The following is a 15,100-nucleotide window of genomic DNA, read 5'->3' on the forward strand; positions in this document are numbered from 1 at the left end:
CTGGACGGACCGTTCGCAAGAGGGTTGAGAGGTAGCCGTGGTTTCGGTGAGCACGATCGACGAGTCGGCGAGCGATAGTATCGCCGGGGCGCCCGCACCGTCAGCTTCGCGATCCGGACTTCAGGGTTCGCTTCACCGTCGCGGAAAGGATCGCACCCGAAGAACTTGGACCTCTGCTCGATGACGATGACGAGGCGGTCCACAACGTAGCGCGCGAACGCTTTGCCGAAGCGCGGGAAAAAAGGGCTGAACCATGGGTCTAGGGCGCGAACAGGAAGTCGAAATCCGCAAGCCCCCGCAATTCATGCCGGGCGAGCGCGTGCGCGCCACACGGCACGTCAAGAACGACGGCACCTATCCCGGCAAGGAGATCGGCGAAAACCTGGTGCGGAAAGGCGACGAGGGCTATGTCCGCGATATCGGCACCTTCCTCCAGCAGTTCTACATCTACGCCGTCGAATGGGTCGGTCGCGGCACCGTCGTCGGCATGCGCGCGCGCGAGCTCCTGAGCCTCGACAAGGCTACACCTGCCGGCGCAGCCGAAACCGCCGCCAGCCTCAATGAAGGAACCGCCCGATGAAAGTCATGATCCGCCGGACCGGCTCCGGCCTGTCGGCCTACGTGCCAAAGAAGGACCTCGAAGAGCCGATCGTCGAGGTCGAGAATGAAGGCCTGTGGGGCGGCTCCGTGACGCTGAAGAACGGCTGGCGTCTCGTCCTGCCCGACCTGCCGGGCGACACGCGCCTCCCGATCACAGTCGAAGCCAAGAAAATTTCCGACGAGGACTGACCATGAACGCGATCCTGACGTCAGATCATCTTTTCATCGTCCGGGGCGGCGATGCCGAAAAGCGACTTGCCTGGTTGAAGGAAGCGCTCTCCGCCGATGAGGTCGTCCCCTATCTGGGTCCCGGCCTGCTTCGGCTGGACGGAGCGGAACCGCCGGTGCCCGACACGCCAGAGGCCGTCGCCGCCGCGCTGAACACGAAGGCGCCTGCGCCGTCGAAGATCCGCACCAATATGTGGTCGGTCGCCCAGTTCATCGAGCAGCGCCGCCACCGCCGCACGCTCCAGGCATGGATGGCCGAAATCTTCGCCGCGCCGGTCGTGCCAACTGGTTTCCACAAGTGGCTCGCCACGTTGCCGCTCTCCCTCATCGTCGACAGTTGGTACGACGGTGCCATGCGCGCGGCTCTCGCCGAGACGGGTCGAACGGACGCTGTTGAAATCCAGGGCGTCTCGCGGGCGGGCGAAACCCGCGACATCTGGACGAAGACCTATGATCCGGCTGGCGGCGAACTCGAAGCGGGCTCGACAGCACGGACCATCCTTTACACGCCGCATGGCGGCGTCCGGCCGGCGGCAAACTTCCTCGTCGCCGATTCCGACTATGTCGAGGTGCTGACCGAGATCGACATACAGACGCCGATCCCCGACGTTGTGAAGGAGCGGCGGACAAGCCGCGGCTTCCTCTTCATCGGCTGCCGCTTCGACGACCAGATGCTGCGCACCTATGCCCGGCAGATCATCAAGCGCTCCAAAGGACCGCATTTTGCCGTGCTCGATGCGGCAACGCTCACCAAGAACGAGCGCTGCTTCCTCGCGTCAAGCGGCATCACCGTCATTGACTTAGCCGCAGAGGAGGCTGTCGCTCGGCTCATTTGACGGAGTTCCGCTTGGTAAGTTCTCCGCCACCACCATTCGAGGCGCGCCGCGCGCAGAGCACCGACTGGCGTGCGCTTCCACCTCTCAAGGGTGAGCCGCAGGCGATGGCCGCGATTTCATCTCAAGCCAAAAACACTGTCACTCTCTGCCGCCAGCACCGTCTCGAATTCCGGCAGACCGGGTCTCGACCAAATCTGGCTTAATCTGGGCATCAATTCCTCCCTGTAACCGTAACCCACGCGGATAGGCAGGCAAGCTTTTGCTCTTTCCGCCATGGCCGCCCGACGGTCGCGCCCAACGCCCTCATGCGCGCTTCGACCTCTGCCGGCGCTACGTCGAGCCTCTTTGTCGCGAGGTCAGGAAGCGATTTCTCGTCCAGTTCGACAAGCTCAATACCGGCTCGCCCGATAGCAGACCGAAGCACCTCCCGAAGGGCGAGCCCTTCTGCGACCGGCGGATGATCCGGAAAGGCCAAGCTATACGCCAGAAGGTCAGTGACCCAACCGGCGCGATTTGCAAGCAGTGCCGCCACGACCGGCTCGTATCCCCGGTTCTGCAGCTTGTTGACAATATCGTTCAGCCCCTCCGCCGCAAGCTGCTCCTGTCGCTTGCAGCCCTTGGCGACGGCAGTGGCCGCGGCGGCCAAACCCCCGCCATCGGCGCTACGCACCATCTCAGCGGCAACATGATACGGCTCAAGCGAGAGGCGGTCGCCCTCGCTGGCCGTTGCGAGAAATGTCGACAATACGACGCGCGGCTCGCGCTCATCAGCAGAGACGCCGACGACCACGCTCCCGCCACGAACGACGCGAAATCCAAGCCCGATCCGGGTCATCGCGCTTTATGGCCCCCTTCGGGGACTATCAACGACGATCGATTGATCCCACCTCGCGATGCTATCCCTGACCGTCCCAGACCCACCTTTTCTTACTCCCCCTCACCCCCACTCGATAATTTTCGACTCAACTAGACAATTGATCTAGCTGGTTTTTTCTTGGTTTCAGCACTGAAAGGCCGACCCGCAGACCGTCAAAATCATACAGTGCTGATTTTCAACAAGAAAAGGCCGAGCTCGAATACGGCCCGGCAAAAAGAAGGGTCAAACCTTCAGAGGGAACACAGTCCAGCGGCTTGGGAGGAAATCGCTGAACAGTTCCTTTCTCGCTTGTTTTTCATCAGCCTGCGACGAAAACAATTCCAAATCTCTGCCGCTGGCTGAAATTTCTTATGAAACCTTGAGAGCAATAGCCCGAGCCGGATTCGAGGCACAGGCCCAAATCCGACGGACCTTAATTTAAGCCTGGTCCTGTGTCGGTTTGGTATCCCGCGGCAGATAACTGGATAGGAGCGCCAGCGCAGAAAGGATTGCACCCGCCCATAGCAGCATTTCGGAATAGCGTCGTATTCCAAGGAAATGCCAATTGCTGCACAGCGCCATCGCCAGCGAGCAGCGGTCCGAAGTGTAGAGGAGACAAGGCAGCGTTCGCTCAACCGGGAAATTGGCATTCCGCATCACCTGGGCATAGACGATCGCCCACCAGAGAACGGCGATGGCGATCAGCAATATGCTGGCGATCTCCAGCCACCATGTGATGCGGGCTCGCCCATTGAGACGCGGCGCTGTCATCCGCCAAATCCCAAGGTTTCGAGCACCTGCTGCCGCAATTTCACGATACGGCTGTCATCGCGATGCCGGGGATATGGCAGGTCGACCTCGACAACAGCCTTGATGCTGGCTGGGCGCTCTGAGAGAACGACCACGCGTTGCGACAGCAGCAAAGCCTCCTCAACGTCATGCGTGACAAGGATGACCGCGTAGCCCGCTTGCCGCCAGAGCGAGAGCAGCTCCTGCTGCATGGAAAGCCGCGTCAGGGAATCCAGGCGACCCAACGGTTCGTCGAGCAGGAGCACTCGCGGATTGTTGACCAAGGCACGCGCCAGCGCCGCGCGCTGCCCCATGCCGCCTGAAAGTTGATGCGGATATGCGCCGGCGAAGCCCTCGAGCTTGACCCGTTTCAGGGCGTCGTCAATCCGAGCGCTGCTCGCCGCCAGGGTGCCCTGGGCTTGAGGACCGAGCGCGACATTGTCGCGAACCGTGCGCCAGGGAAACAGCGTCGGATCCTGAAAAACAAGCACGCGCGACGGGTCCGGCTTCTGAACCGGCGCGCCTTGCGTCAGCACCGCGCCGCGCGAGGGCTGATCGAGTCCTGCGGCCAGGCGCAGCAAAGTCGATTTCCCGCAACCGGAGGGGCCAACCAACGCGACGAACTCGCCTGGGTTAACCGCAAGGTTTACATCATGGAGCACCGGAAGCGCCTGGCCCTCGAGCTCGTAGCGATGGGAAACGCCGTGGAAATCGATGGCTGCCCGCAGACCGCGGTCATTCTGCGTGGCCGCTGCCACTGCCGCTACCATTGCACCACTCCTCTTTGCCAGGAGAGCAGCCGGTCGCGGGCGACGAACAGAAGCTTGACGAGGCCCGAGCAGATCAGCGCCATGATGATGAGCGCGGCATAGACGTTGGCGTAGGCCGAATAGGCGGTCTGAAACTGGAGGTACCAGCCGAGTCCGTATTTGGCGCCGAGCATCTCGGCCACCACCAGGACGGCGAAGGAATAGTAGAGCCCCATGAACAGCCCGACGAAAACATTGGGCAGCGCCGCGGGGATCGCGACGCGCAGCACCAGAAAGCGGCTGTCGGCTCCAAGCGTCCGCGCAACATCGTAGTACGCACGGTTTACGCTGTTGACCCCTGACGCGGTCAGGATCGCGACCGGGATGCCCGAGGCCAGCGCGACCAGGAAGATGCTTGCCTGAAAGGTGGTGGGGAACAGGAAGAAGGTGGCCGGTATCCAGGCGCTTGCCGGCACGGGCCCGATCAGCTTGAGCACCGGCATGCCCCAGTAGGAAAACGTCTTCGACCAGCCGAGCGCGACACCGCCGACGAAGCCGACAACGATGCCGCTGCCGAATCCGATCGACCAAAGCCGCGCCGTGTAGGCGATGCAGATCAGCAGGCGCTGCCAGTCGACGATATAGACATGCAGCAGTCCGTGCGGCGGCGAAAAGAACGGCTTCGGCAACCAGCCGAGCTTCGCAGTCGTCAGTTCCCAAAGCCCGAACCAGACACCGAGCGCGATGAACCAGGGGCCGTAATGGATCAGCCACCCCCCAAGCCTGCCAAGTCGGTCGGCCGTGAAAACCAGAACCGCGAAAACCGCGGCGCCGGCCAGCAGGAGACCTCCGAACAGGTTGCGGCTACCCCACGGGACGACGTCGGGTAGCGCCATGGTGACGATCGCGGCGCCGATCCAGGCGGCCGCCGCGATCAATCCGTGCTTCCAGATGGCGCCGCCAAGCACGGAAGCCAGCGTCGTGCCGTCCTCATGCTTGTCGGCTGCCGCACTCATGCGCTGCGCCTAAGCCAGGATATCGACCGTGACGCGCGAGGCGAGTTCCGACGGCACAGTGGTCGGGTCAAGCACCTTGATCAGTGCCAGATCCTCGGCGGAGCGTTTGACCTGCGCCTCCAGATCCTTGCCGACCGGGTGAGTGTGCAAAGCCCAAGACGCGATCTCATCGTGGATGTCCTCGACCGGGAAGCCGGGATTGAGATTGTCGACGAACCACTTCGCCACCTCGTCCGGATGCTGCGAGGCGTATTCGTGGATTTCGATATCAGCCTCGGCGAGGCGCCGGATGGCGTCCTTGTTGGCGTCGAGGAAGGCGGAATTGACGCCGAGCACGCAGCAGACCGTGCCCTCGAAGGCACCGGTCTGGGTGTTCGCGACCTCGACCAGGTCAAATTTCTTCTTCTGCGCATAGGCCCATGGATCGAGATGGGCGAGCGCATCCGCCTGGCCCTTGCCGACGGTCTCGCCGACGAGATCGAACGGCACGTTTGTCCAGTTGACGTCGTTGTTCGGATCGAGGCCGGCCTTGGCCAGCGCCACCTGGAAGGAGTGCTTTGGCGGGCTCGCCACGTCGTAGGAAACGATCGTCTTGCCCTTCAGGTCTTCCAGCTTCTTGACGGCGGACGCCTTGGAGGCCAGCAGCCTGGTGCAACCGCCATGCGAGCCGGCGAAGAGTTTTACGTCCAGCCCCTGCTCGAGCGGCTTGATCCAGTCGTAAAGCAGGCCGGCGCCGGCGTCGGTCTTGTTGGTGGCGATCGATTGGATCAGCGTCAGCCCGCTGGCACCCTGGTAGTAGAGATCGATGTCGAGATCGTGCTTGGCGTAGATGCCCTTTGAAAGCGCAAACGCGATCGGCGAATGGCAGGCGGCGAACTCGGTCCACGACAGCCTGACCTTTGTCGGGTTGCCAGCGATAGCGTAACTGGTCGGCCTGGCGAGCAGACCGGCAGCGGCGGCGCCGACGCCGAGCGCCCCGGCCGTCTTCAGCATCCCGCGCCGCGAGATTTTCGAGCTTTTAATGTCGTTGCTGGAACCCATTGCCCTCTCCTTTTGGATTTGAAGCCGACAGTTGCCGGCGGATGCCTCATGCAGCCTTCAGCTCGCGGTCGCCGGCGACCTGGTCGAGCGCCTGTTCGAGATCGCGGATGATGTCGTCGGGATGCTCGATGCCGATGGAAAGCCGCACGTAACCGGGCGTGACCCCGGTCGCGAGTTGCTCCTCTGACGAGAGCTGCGAATGGGTGGTGGTCGACGGATGAATGGCGAGCGAGCGAGCGTCGCCGATGTTGGCCACGTGATAGAGCAGCTTCAGCCCGTTGATGAAGGAACGGCCCGCCTCGCGGCCGTCCTTCAGTTCGAACCCGACCAGCGCGCCATAGCTGCCCGACCGGAAATAGGCGTCGGCCCGGCGCTTGTTCTCGCCGGTCTGATAGCGCGGGAAGATGACATTCGAGATCTTCGGGTGACCTTTGAGATATTCCGCCACCTTGATCGCGTTCTCATTGTGCTGGCGGATGCGCAACGGCAGCGTCTCGAGACCCTGCAGCAATTGGAAGGCGTTGAACGGGCTGATCGCGGCGCCGACGTCTCGCAGCAAAACCGTGCGGATGCGCAGCACGTAAGCCACCGGTCCGAGCGGCTTGGCCGCCTCCACCCAGACTTTGCCATGATAACTCGGATCGGGCTGATTGAGCGTCGGGAAACGCTCGGCATGCTCTTCCCAGGGAAAATTGCCGCCATCGATGACGATGCCGCCGATCGAGGTGCCATGGCCGCCGATATACTTCGTCGCCGAATAGACCACGACCGCGGCGCCATGGTCGAACGGCCGGATGGTGAGCGGCGCGGCGGTGTTGTCGACGATCAGCGGCACTCCGAGCGAGCGGCCGATATCGGCGACCTCCTTGATCGGGAAGACCTGGAGCTTGGGGTTGGGCAACGATTCCGCGTAGTAGGCGCGGGTGCGCGCGTCGGTGGCGCGCCGGAAATTCTCAGGATCGGCCGGATCGACGAAGCGGACTTCGACGCCGAGATGCTTGAGCGTCGCGGCGAACAGCGCCCATGTGCCGCCATAGAGGTCGGTCGAGGAAACGATGTTGTCGCCGGCGCCGGCGAGGTTCAGCACCGAATAGGCCGAAGCCGCCTGGCCGGAGGAGAGCAGAAGCGCCGCAGCGCCTCCTTCGAGCGCCGCGATGCGGGTTTCCAGCGCGTCCTGCGTCGGATTGGATACGCGGGTGTAAATGTGCCCGATCTCGTCCAGCGCGAAGAGACGGTCGGCATGGGACGTGTCCTGGAATTGATAGGACGTCGTCTGATAGATCGGCACCGCGACGGCGCCGCTTGCGGGGTCGGCGCGCCAGTTGCCGCCGTGCAGGGCAAGGGTCTCAGGGGATAGATTTTCCAGCGTCATGTGACTTCCTCCTGTCTGGTTCCAGCGGTCAGGCAAAGGGTGCGACTTCGGCCCGGGCTTGGGCGGCGAGCAGGTCGGCATGGTGGCGCCGCGCCACGTCGGGATGCGAGCGCAGCCGGCTTTTCAGCGCGTTCTGTCCGGAGTTGCGATAGAGCGGATTCTGCGGATCGCGGGTGACGCCATTCGCCTGCGCCTTCAAATGCGGGGAGAGTTCCAGAAGCGGAATCTCCGCATCGAACGGCGCGCCCAGGAAGAAGGCGACGGACAGCCGGTCCGTGCCGGCCGGCGGCGTCACCACCCGGTGCACAGTCGCCTTGAGGTAGCCATCGGTCGCCATCTCGAGGAGCTCGCCGATATTGACCACGAAAGTTCCCGCGCGCGGCTCCGCGTCGATCCAACTGCCGTCCGCGTCCTCGACCTGCAGTCCCTTCTGCCGCTCCTGGAGAAGAAGCGTCAGGAAACCGCTATCCTTATGCGCGCCGACGCCCTGTTCGCTCTCCGTGGAATCGCGCCCTGGGTAACGAATGATCTTGACGAGATGGTTTGGCGTGCCGGCGTAGATGGTCTCAAAGGCGTCCTCATCCTGTTCGAGGATAACGGCGAATGCTTGTAGCAAGCGGGTCGAAAGTTCTGTCAGGCGCTCCTGCCATTCAAGCAGCAACGGCTTCAATTCCGGCAGTGCGCTCGGCCACTGGTTCGGCCCCTGAAGTCGCCGCCATGCTGGCTGTCCCCGATCGCGGGTTAACGCTGGCGCTTCCGAGCCGATGTCGACCTGCTCACGCCAGTCCCTCTGCCCCCTCGTCAGTTCCTGGCCGACTCGGTTGTAACCGCGGAAATGCGGCGAGTTGACCATTTCGATCTCGAGCTTGTCTTCGTCCGGCAAAGCAAAGAAGCGGCGCGAGGCGCCTAGCACGTCATCGATCAACGACTGCGGAATTCCGTGGCCGGAGAGGTAGAAGAACCCGACATCCCGTGCGGCGCGCCGCAGCTCTTCGAGAAATCGCCTGCGGGAGTCCGGCTCCGCTTCGTAACCGGAAAAATCCAGCACTGGAATTGCGTCTGCGGACTTACTCATTTTCATCCTCTTTCTCTGAGGAGGAAAGCGTTGCACCGCCAACATGGGAAACAAAGAAAATGCCGACCTTTTCAGATAGGACCGGAAGAATTCGCGTATCGCGGACGCAACCGCGGAGGCGAATTTTTGTTAATTCTATAAAACTTGTAGACTTTAACCCTGATCGCACGCAATATCACAATGAGGTGTGGGGCTGCCGCTTCGAGGAGGAGACCTTATGACCACACGCCAATTGCCCGCGCTGCACGAAGGGCACGCACCCGTCATGCTGCATGGAGCGTTTGACGAGGCGTTGGAGGCCTACCAGGGCTGGGCGCCAGGCACCGAGGAGCCCCAGGTGAATTTCGAGGGACGGATGGTGCCGATCAGTTCTGTCTTCGGCAGAATGCGTACCTGCACGGACATCCTTCCCTGGCGCATCGAGGGCGATGTCTCGGCACTTCTGGGCTACCCGGCAATCGGGAACGGCGAGGGCCCATCTACCTATGCTGATGCAGCTCGTCTGCTCCGCGCGCTCTGCGTAGAGCGGCTGCGCAATGCGATGCAATAGCAGCGATTGGTATGCACGGTCGTGTCCAGGCATTTTGAATGCCGGGCACGGCTCTGCGCCGATCGACTGACTTGAAACCGAGGCTAATCTCGATTGTTCTCGAAGGCGCCGATGCCTTGGGCAATCAGATTGGTGGCCATCACCAGCGAGACGATTGCCGCCGAATTGAAGACAACCACCCACCATTTGCCGCCGGTGAGGAAACCATAGCCTTCAGCCACAGCGAGGCCCCAATCGGCGGAGGGCGGCTGAATGCCAAGGCCCAGAAAACTCAGCGTCGCGATCGAGAAGAAGGCGTAGCCCAGACGGGTGACGAGCTCGATGAGGATCGTCTCCCTGATGTTGGGCAGGATCTCCAGAACCATGATGGCGAAAGCGCTTTCGCCACCGAGACGCGCGGCGCTGACATAGTCGCGTTCCTTCTGCTCGCGCACGGCGGCGCGCACGGTCCTCGCCACCAGCGGCGTGTAGGCGACGGCGATAACCAGGATGACCGTGAGGTTCGAGGGCCCAAGCGCCACCAGCGTCATTGTGACGAGCACGATGAAGGGAAATGCCATCAGCGTATCGAGCAGCCTCGCGCCAATGGCATCGACCAGGCCATCGAAATAGCCAAGCAACAGGCCGATGACGGTGCCGCCGGCGACTCCGCCAAGTGTCGCCAGCGGTGCGACCAGCAGGATATCGCGCGACCCGACGACAATGCGGGAGAACACGTCGCGGCCAAGCTGGTCGGTCCCGAACCAGTGTGCGGCGTCGGGCGGCGCCAGCATGGCGAGAAAATCCTCGGCGTAGGGATCGTAGGGAACCACCCGATCGCCGAACAGAGCACAGGCGATCCAGAACAGAAGAATGAGCGAGCCGATGACCACGGATGGAGCAAGGCCGCGAAGCGCGCTGCCAACCTCGCCTTTTATCCGCGAGACCAGCGGCACATGGCGAGGCGCCGGGAACTCCAGCAGATCCATCATGGCGACGCCCGCCGGCGTTGCCGCGGATCGAGCAGCGCCTGCACCAGATCGCCCGCCGCCGCGGAGAGCACGAAGATCGTCGCCATGACGAGGACGCCGGCCTCGAGCATCGGGAAATCGCGCGCCTTGGCGGCACTCAGCACCAGATTGCCAAGGCCCTGGATGCCGAACAGGGTTTCGATCACAACCAACCCGCCAAGCATGTAGCCGCTCTGCGTGGCAAGCACCGCAATCGTCGGCGTCAGCGCATTGGGCAGCACGTGCTTGGAAATGACCTGCCAGCGATCGAGCCCTTTCAGGGTGGCGGTGCGCGTATAGTCCGCGGCCAGGGCCTCGATCACGCCTGCCCGCGTCATGCGCGCCAGATAGCCCGCGAGGTTCAGCACCAGCGGCAGCGCCGGCAGGATGAGGTAGTAGCCGCTTGTCCAGAAGCCCGCGCCGTCCGGAGCGGCTCCGGTGATCGGGAACCAGTTCAGCCACAGGCCGAGGACCAGGAGCAGGAGCAGCCCGGAGACGAAATCCGGGACGATGCCGAAGGACACGCCCGCCAGAACGATCAACCGGTCGATCCAGCGGCCCTGGTTGAGGCCGGCGACGATGCCCGCGCCGACGCCCAGCGGCACAAGAAACAGCAGGATAATCCCGGCAAGCGCTGCCGAGCGCCCGAGGCTCTGCAGCACGAATGGCGCGACCGGCGCGCGCATCGACAGCGATGTGCCGAAGTCGCCGCCGAGCGCATGGCTGAACCAGCGCCAGTATTGGACGAGCATCGGCTGGTCGGCGCCGAGCTGCTTGTTGAGCGCGGCGACGGCTTTAGCGTCGGCGAACGGCCCCAGCATGACGCGACCGACATCGCCGGGCAGAACCTGCCCGGCGAGGAAGATCAGCGCGCTGACCAGCCAAAGGGTGAGCAACAGCGAAGCTGCGCGCGCCGACAAGGTGCGGCCGGTCAGCATCCGGCGCTCCGGCTGGTTTGACGTCTCCGCATCATGCCTGGACGAAGGAAACGCGGTCGAGCAGCAGATGCGAGATCGCCGTGAAGCGAACGCCCTCGACCTTGGTGCTGGTTATGCGGCTGTATTGCGAGAAGTAGCTGATGATCTCCGGCGTCTCGTCGAGCAGCAAGGTCTGGATCTTGCCGGCCGCGACGCGTTGCGCCTGAAGGTCGCGGGCCTTGCCGTAGTCGACCAGCAATGCGTCATAGTCCGGATTCTTGAAATGCGCGGCGTTCCACGCTCCGGTGCTCTTCAGCGTCGCGTTAAGGAAGATATCGGGTGTGCCGCGATGACCGAAATCGGTGATGCCGAGGTTCGAATCGAGCCAGGGCGAGCTGCCGAACGTCGCCGATCCGTAATAGGCGTCCTGCGGCAGGACATTGAGCTTGATGTCGATGCCGGCCTTTTTGGCGAAGTTCTGGATGATCACGGCGTAGTCGGGAATGTCGTAGGCGCGTTCGGTGGTCAGCGTCACCTCGAAGCCATTGGGTACGCCCGCCTCGGCCAGCAGTCGTTTGGCCTCGGCGATGTCCTGCTTGCGCTGCGGCACCGAGGGATCGGCCGAGGGAAAGATCGGCGCGAACGGGGTGTCGTTGCCGGCGATGGCGCGCCCCTTCAGCAGGCCCTTCACGATAGCCTCGCGGTCGAGGGTGAGCGCCAGCGCGCGGCGGACGCGTTTGTCAGTGAACGGCGCCTGGTCGGTCCTCAGATGCACGGCGTCATGCGAGCTCGCCTGCACGCTGAGCAGCTTGAAGTTGGGATTGCCTTCGATCGCCAGTTCGAGGCGCGTGGTGCTCGGGATGACATCGAGCTGGCCGGCCTGCAGCGCCACAACCTGCGCCTGCTCGTCGTCGAAGAATTTGATCTCGACCCGGTCGGGCAGCGCCTTGTCGCCCCAGTAGTCGGCATTGCGCACGAAAGTCGCGCCTTGCTTGGGACGGAAAGATTCGAGCTTGAACGGGCCAGTGCCGTTGAAGGTCTTCTCGAAATCGCCGGCATAGTCGGCCGGCAGGATCACGGCATTGTAGACGTCGGAGGAGACATAGAACGGAAAATTGCTGTTCGACTGGTCGAGATCAAACGCGACCGTCTCGTCGTCGACGATCTTGGCGCCGCCTTTGGACAGGATGCCCTTGTAGGCCGACAGCGCCGAGGAGCCGCTGTTCGGATCGACCAAGCGTTCGAAGCTCGCAACGACGTCCTTGGCGGTAACGGTGCGGCCATCATGGAATTTCACGCCCGGCCGCAGCTTGAACGTCCAGCGCTTTGCCGTCTCATCGGCTTCCCAGGACAGGGCCAGTTTCGGCTGCAGCCCGTCCTTGGGATCGTCGAGGATCAGATATTCGCCGACCTGGCTGAGAACACCGATGCTGGCCGGATCGGTAACGGTGACCGGATCGATGGCCTTGGTCGGCTGGCCGAGCCCGACGCGAACCGTACCGCCGGCGGTGGCAGCGCGCGCCGCGCCGGAAAAGCCGAGGCCCTGCGAGGCGGCGAAGCCGGTCAGGCCGATCAGCGCCGCGTATTTCAGGAGATCGCGGCGCTTGAGATAGCCTTTGGCGTATTCGTCGACGGCGACGTTCCAGATATCGCCAGACATATTGCGAAGGGAGTCGATTTCGTTGCGCTTGGTCATTTTTGCCTCTGTGAAAATCGTGGTTTTGAAATGAAGTAGAGACGACGGGGCCGGATCAGACCGGCTGGCCGTCGAGATGGATGCGGTCGACTGCTTGCGGATAGAAGGCGATCAGCCCCTTGATCTTCGGCATCTCAGCGATCGGATCGCGATAGCTCCAGGCGATGTCTTCGCTGAGCGAGCCATCCTTGAGCACACCGGACCAATAGGAGGCGACGCCCTTGTAGGGACATCGGGTCCGCGTCAACGAGGCCCTCAGCCGATCGAGGCGAACATCCTCCAGCGGTAGATAGAAACGCGTCGGCAGGTGCGTTTCGAACAGCAGCACGGGACGACGGCTGTCGGCGATCAGCTCGCCGTCGAACCAGATGCGCACATGGCTCGCGCTCTGCAGCACGTCGATGCGGGCATAGGGATCGCGGGCATGGACGAAGACCTCTTCCTCCTCCTCGAACCACTGGTCGACGAGGTTCCAGGTGAAGGCGATGCGGCCGGCGAGCGGCGCAAGGTTCTCGTCGGGCGGTGCGGTGAACGACCAGGCGGCATCTGCGGCGCGCCTGTCGCCCGTGTCGATATCCCAGTATTTCGTTTCGCCGCCGACCGCATGCTGCTGGCCGTGCTTCGACGGCTTTAGCACCGACTGGTCGACCGCCGACAGCGGGAAGAAATAGATCGGCAGGAAATGGTTGGAGCGCAGCACCAGCACGTTGCGGCTGTCGGCGATGACGCGGCCGCCGAACTTGACGCGGATACGCTTGGGGCTGTGCAGGACATTGATCAGCTGCGGCGCGGTCGCCTCCCGCGGCTGCAGTCTTGGAGCGGCGGTCATGACGATTCTCCCTCAGGATACGGCGCGCACGTTGGCGCGCTGCTCGGCAAAGCGGTTGGCGGGACGGGCGAGGCCGAAGCGGTCGCGCAAAGTGCCCGGCGCATATTCGGTCGGGAAGACGCCGCGGCGCTGCAGCTCGGGCACGACCTGCTCGGCAAAGTTCACCCAGTCCTCGGGCAGCAACGGGAACATCAGGTTGAAGCCGTCGGCGGCGCCGGCCTCGAACCAGTCCTGCAGCTGGTCGGCGATCTGCTTCGGCGTGCCGGCGACAGTCGGCACCGAGCCGCTGTTGGCGAGTTTTCGCGCGATCTCACGCAGGGTCAGGTTCTGCGAGGCCCAGTGCTTGACGCGGTTGAGCGAGGTGCGGCCGCCGTTGAAGGTGCTTTCGTCGGGAAGCTGCGGCAGCGGGCCGTCCGCCGGATAGGCCGACAAGTCGATGCCGCTCCAGCTCGACAGGAGATCGATGCCGACGCGATCGGGGAGCAGCGTCTGCAGGTAATCCTGCCTGTCGCGCGCCTCGGCCTCGGAAGCGGCGACGATCGGCAGGATACCCGGCAGGATCTTGAAACTCTCCGGCCGCCTGCCGTGACGGGCGAGACGGTCGTTGATGTCCTGCCGGTATCTGATGCCGTCTTCCCTGGTGCTGAAGATGGCGAAGTGGGCGTCGGCGTGCGCGGTGGCGAAGTTCTTGCCGTCCTCGGATGAGCCGGCCTGCACGATCAGCGGATGGCCCTGCGGCGGCCGCGGGACATTGAGGGGTCCGCGCACCTTGAAATGCGTGCCGCGGTGGTCGAGCACATGGACCTTGTCCGGATCGGCGAAGTAGCCGGAGGCCTTGTCGAACAGCAGGGCCTCGTCTTCCCAGCTGTCCCACAGCCCCTTGACGATATCGAGGAACTCGGCGGCGCGCTGGTAGCGGAAGGCGTGCTCGATGTTGCCGTCGCGGCCGAAGTTTCGGGCTTCCTCGTCCATGGCGGAAGTGACGACGTTCCAGGACGCCCTGCCCTGGCTGATATGGTCGAGCGAGGCGAACAGGCGCGCCACGTTGTAAGGCTCGCTGTAGGAGCTCGACGCGGTGGTGATGAGGCCGATGTGCCTGGTCACGCCGGCAAGGGCCGAGAGCAGCGTCAACGGCTCGAGGCGGGCATTGGCGTAATGCGCGACGCCGCTCTTCACCGAATCCCAGATCGACACGTGGTCGGCGACGAAGATGGTGTCGATCCTGGCGCGCTCGGCGGCCTGGACCAGCTCGCGGTAGTAATCGAAGCCGAGCACTTCCCGGCCGGGCGCGCGCGGATGCCGCCACGACATGCGGTGATCGCCCTGCGGGTTGAAGAAGAATGCGCTGAGGATCATGTGATTTCGCGCCATGCCGGCCTCCTTGCAAATCCGCGCGAGAGACCCTGGCGACGCATCGACCAGCGCAATCAGAATCTCTCGATCAAGTGAAAGGCTAGATTGCGCTGCGCATTAATTCGAGTAATTTTATAGATATTATATACTACGGAAGCGGAAGCGATTGCCCTTGATGAGGGCACCGAAAGAAAGTGTTTTCGA

General features: G+C 63.2%; 16 protein-coding genes. 4 read left to right on the forward strand and 12 right to left on the reverse strand.

What is annotated here, in order from left to right; genetic code table 11:
* The first annotated feature begins 253 nt into the window (after positions 1 to 253).
* Genes EJ070_RS00105 through EJ070_RS00115 form a run of 3 tightly spaced genes read left to right on the forward strand, consistent with a single transcriptional unit; the run spans position 254 to position 1,664 of the window.
* Positions 254 to 580 (forward strand): nitrogen fixation protein NifZ, encoded by a 327-nt coding sequence (locus EJ070_RS00105; RefSeq protein ID WP_126089883.1) that lies wholly within the window; start codon positions 254 to 256, stop codon positions 578 to 580.
* Positions 577 to 789 (forward strand): putative nitrogen fixation protein NifT, encoded by a 213-nt coding sequence (nifT, locus tag EJ070_RS00110; RefSeq protein WP_126089884.1) that lies wholly within the window; start codon positions 577 to 579, stop codon positions 787 to 789. Before EJ070_RS00105 ends, nifT begins: the two co-directional genes overlap by 4 nt.
* Positions 790 to 791: 2 nt before the next feature.
* Positions 792 to 1,664 carry an SIR2 family protein gene (locus EJ070_RS00115; protein ID WP_126089885.1) on the forward strand — a complete coding sequence of 291 codons (873 nt, stop codon included), beginning with the start codon at positions 792 to 794 and terminating at the stop codon, positions 1,662 to 1,664.
* 211 nt (positions 1,665 to 1,875) lie between these two features.
* Here EJ070_RS00115 and EJ070_RS00120 read toward each other — a convergent pair whose 3' ends face one another.
* From EJ070_RS00120 to EJ070_RS00150, 7 genes are all read right to left on the reverse strand, one after another.
* Entirely contained in the window at positions 1,876 to 2,499 is a 624-nt protein-coding gene (locus EJ070_RS00120) for a hypothetical protein (protein WP_126089886.1), read from the reverse strand.
* Positions 2,500 to 2,958: 459 nt separating this feature from the next.
* Entirely contained in the window at positions 2,959 to 3,291 is a 333-nt protein-coding gene (locus EJ070_RS00125) for a hypothetical protein (protein ID WP_126089887.1), read from the reverse strand.
* Entirely contained in the window at positions 3,288 to 4,079 is a 792-nt protein-coding gene (locus EJ070_RS00130; protein ID WP_126089888.1) for an ABC transporter ATP-binding protein, read from the reverse strand. Before EJ070_RS00130 ends, EJ070_RS00125 begins: the two co-directional genes overlap by 4 nt.
* The gene (locus EJ070_RS00135; RefSeq protein ID WP_126089889.1) at positions 4,073 to 5,074 is read right to left on the reverse strand and encodes an ABC transporter permease subunit; all 1,002 of its coding nucleotides are present in this window, start codon (positions 5,072 to 5,074) and stop codon (positions 4,073 to 4,075) included. The genes EJ070_RS00130 and EJ070_RS00135 overlap by 7 nt, the downstream gene beginning before the upstream one ends.
* A gap of 9 nt (positions 5,075 to 5,083) precedes the next feature.
* Positions 5,084 to 6,115, reverse strand: coding sequence for an ABC transporter substrate-binding protein (locus EJ070_RS00140; RefSeq protein WP_126089890.1), 1,032 nt, complete (start codon positions 6,113 to 6,115; stop codon positions 5,084 to 5,086).
* A gap of 46 nt (positions 6,116 to 6,161) precedes the next feature.
* On the reverse strand, positions 6,162 to 7,487 hold the full coding sequence (locus EJ070_RS00145) for a PLP-dependent transferase (RefSeq protein ID WP_126089891.1): 1,326 nt from the start codon (positions 7,485 to 7,487) through the stop codon (positions 6,162 to 6,164).
* 28 nt (positions 7,488 to 7,515) lie between these two features.
* A complete protein-coding gene (locus tag EJ070_RS00150; protein ID WP_126095604.1) occupies positions 7,516 to 8,562 on the reverse strand; it encodes a 2-oxoglutarate and iron-dependent oxygenase domain-containing protein in 1,047 nt (348 codons plus the stop codon).
* Between the two features lie 217 nt (positions 8,563 to 8,779).
* Between EJ070_RS00150 and EJ070_RS00155 the strand changes: the two genes are divergently transcribed.
* Positions 8,780 to 9,112, forward strand: a complete 333-nt coding sequence (locus EJ070_RS00155) for a hypothetical protein (protein WP_126089892.1) — start codon at positions 8,780 to 8,782, stop codon at positions 9,110 to 9,112.
* A gap of 83 nt (positions 9,113 to 9,195) precedes the next feature.
* Here the strand turns inward: EJ070_RS00155 and EJ070_RS00160 are convergent, their stop codons facing one another.
* The 5 genes from EJ070_RS00160 to EJ070_RS00180 are packed head-to-tail and all read right to left on the reverse strand — an operon-like array spanning position 9,196 to position 14,914.
* A complete protein-coding gene (locus EJ070_RS00160; protein ID WP_126089893.1) occupies positions 9,196 to 10,083 on the reverse strand; it encodes an ABC transporter permease in 888 nt (295 codons plus the stop codon).
* A complete protein-coding gene (locus tag EJ070_RS00165) occupies positions 10,080 to 11,039 on the reverse strand; it encodes an ABC transporter permease (protein ID WP_126089894.1) in 960 nt (319 codons plus the stop codon). The genes EJ070_RS00160 and EJ070_RS00165 overlap by 4 nt, the downstream gene beginning before the upstream one ends.
* A gap of 31 nt (positions 11,040 to 11,070) precedes the next feature.
* Positions 11,071 to 12,714, reverse strand: a complete 1,644-nt coding sequence (locus EJ070_RS00170; RefSeq protein WP_126089895.1) for an ABC transporter substrate-binding protein — start codon at positions 12,712 to 12,714, stop codon at positions 11,071 to 11,073.
* A 55-nt stretch (positions 12,715 to 12,769) separates the two neighbouring features.
* On the reverse strand, positions 12,770 to 13,543 hold the full coding sequence (locus EJ070_RS00175) for a DUF427 domain-containing protein (RefSeq protein ID WP_126089896.1): 774 nt from the start codon (positions 13,541 to 13,543) through the stop codon (positions 12,770 to 12,772).
* Positions 13,544 to 13,555: 12 nt separating this feature from the next.
* Positions 13,556 to 14,914 carry an LLM class flavin-dependent oxidoreductase gene (locus EJ070_RS00180; protein ID WP_126089897.1) on the reverse strand — a complete coding sequence of 453 codons (1,359 nt, stop codon included), beginning with the start codon at positions 14,912 to 14,914 and terminating at the stop codon, positions 13,556 to 13,558.
* Positions 14,915 to 15,100: the final 186 nt, after the last annotated feature.

It is taken from the genome of Mesorhizobium sp. M1E.F.Ca.ET.045.02.1.1, from assembly GCF_003952485.1.
GTDB lineage: Bacteria > Pseudomonadota > Alphaproteobacteria > Rhizobiales > Rhizobiaceae > Mesorhizobium.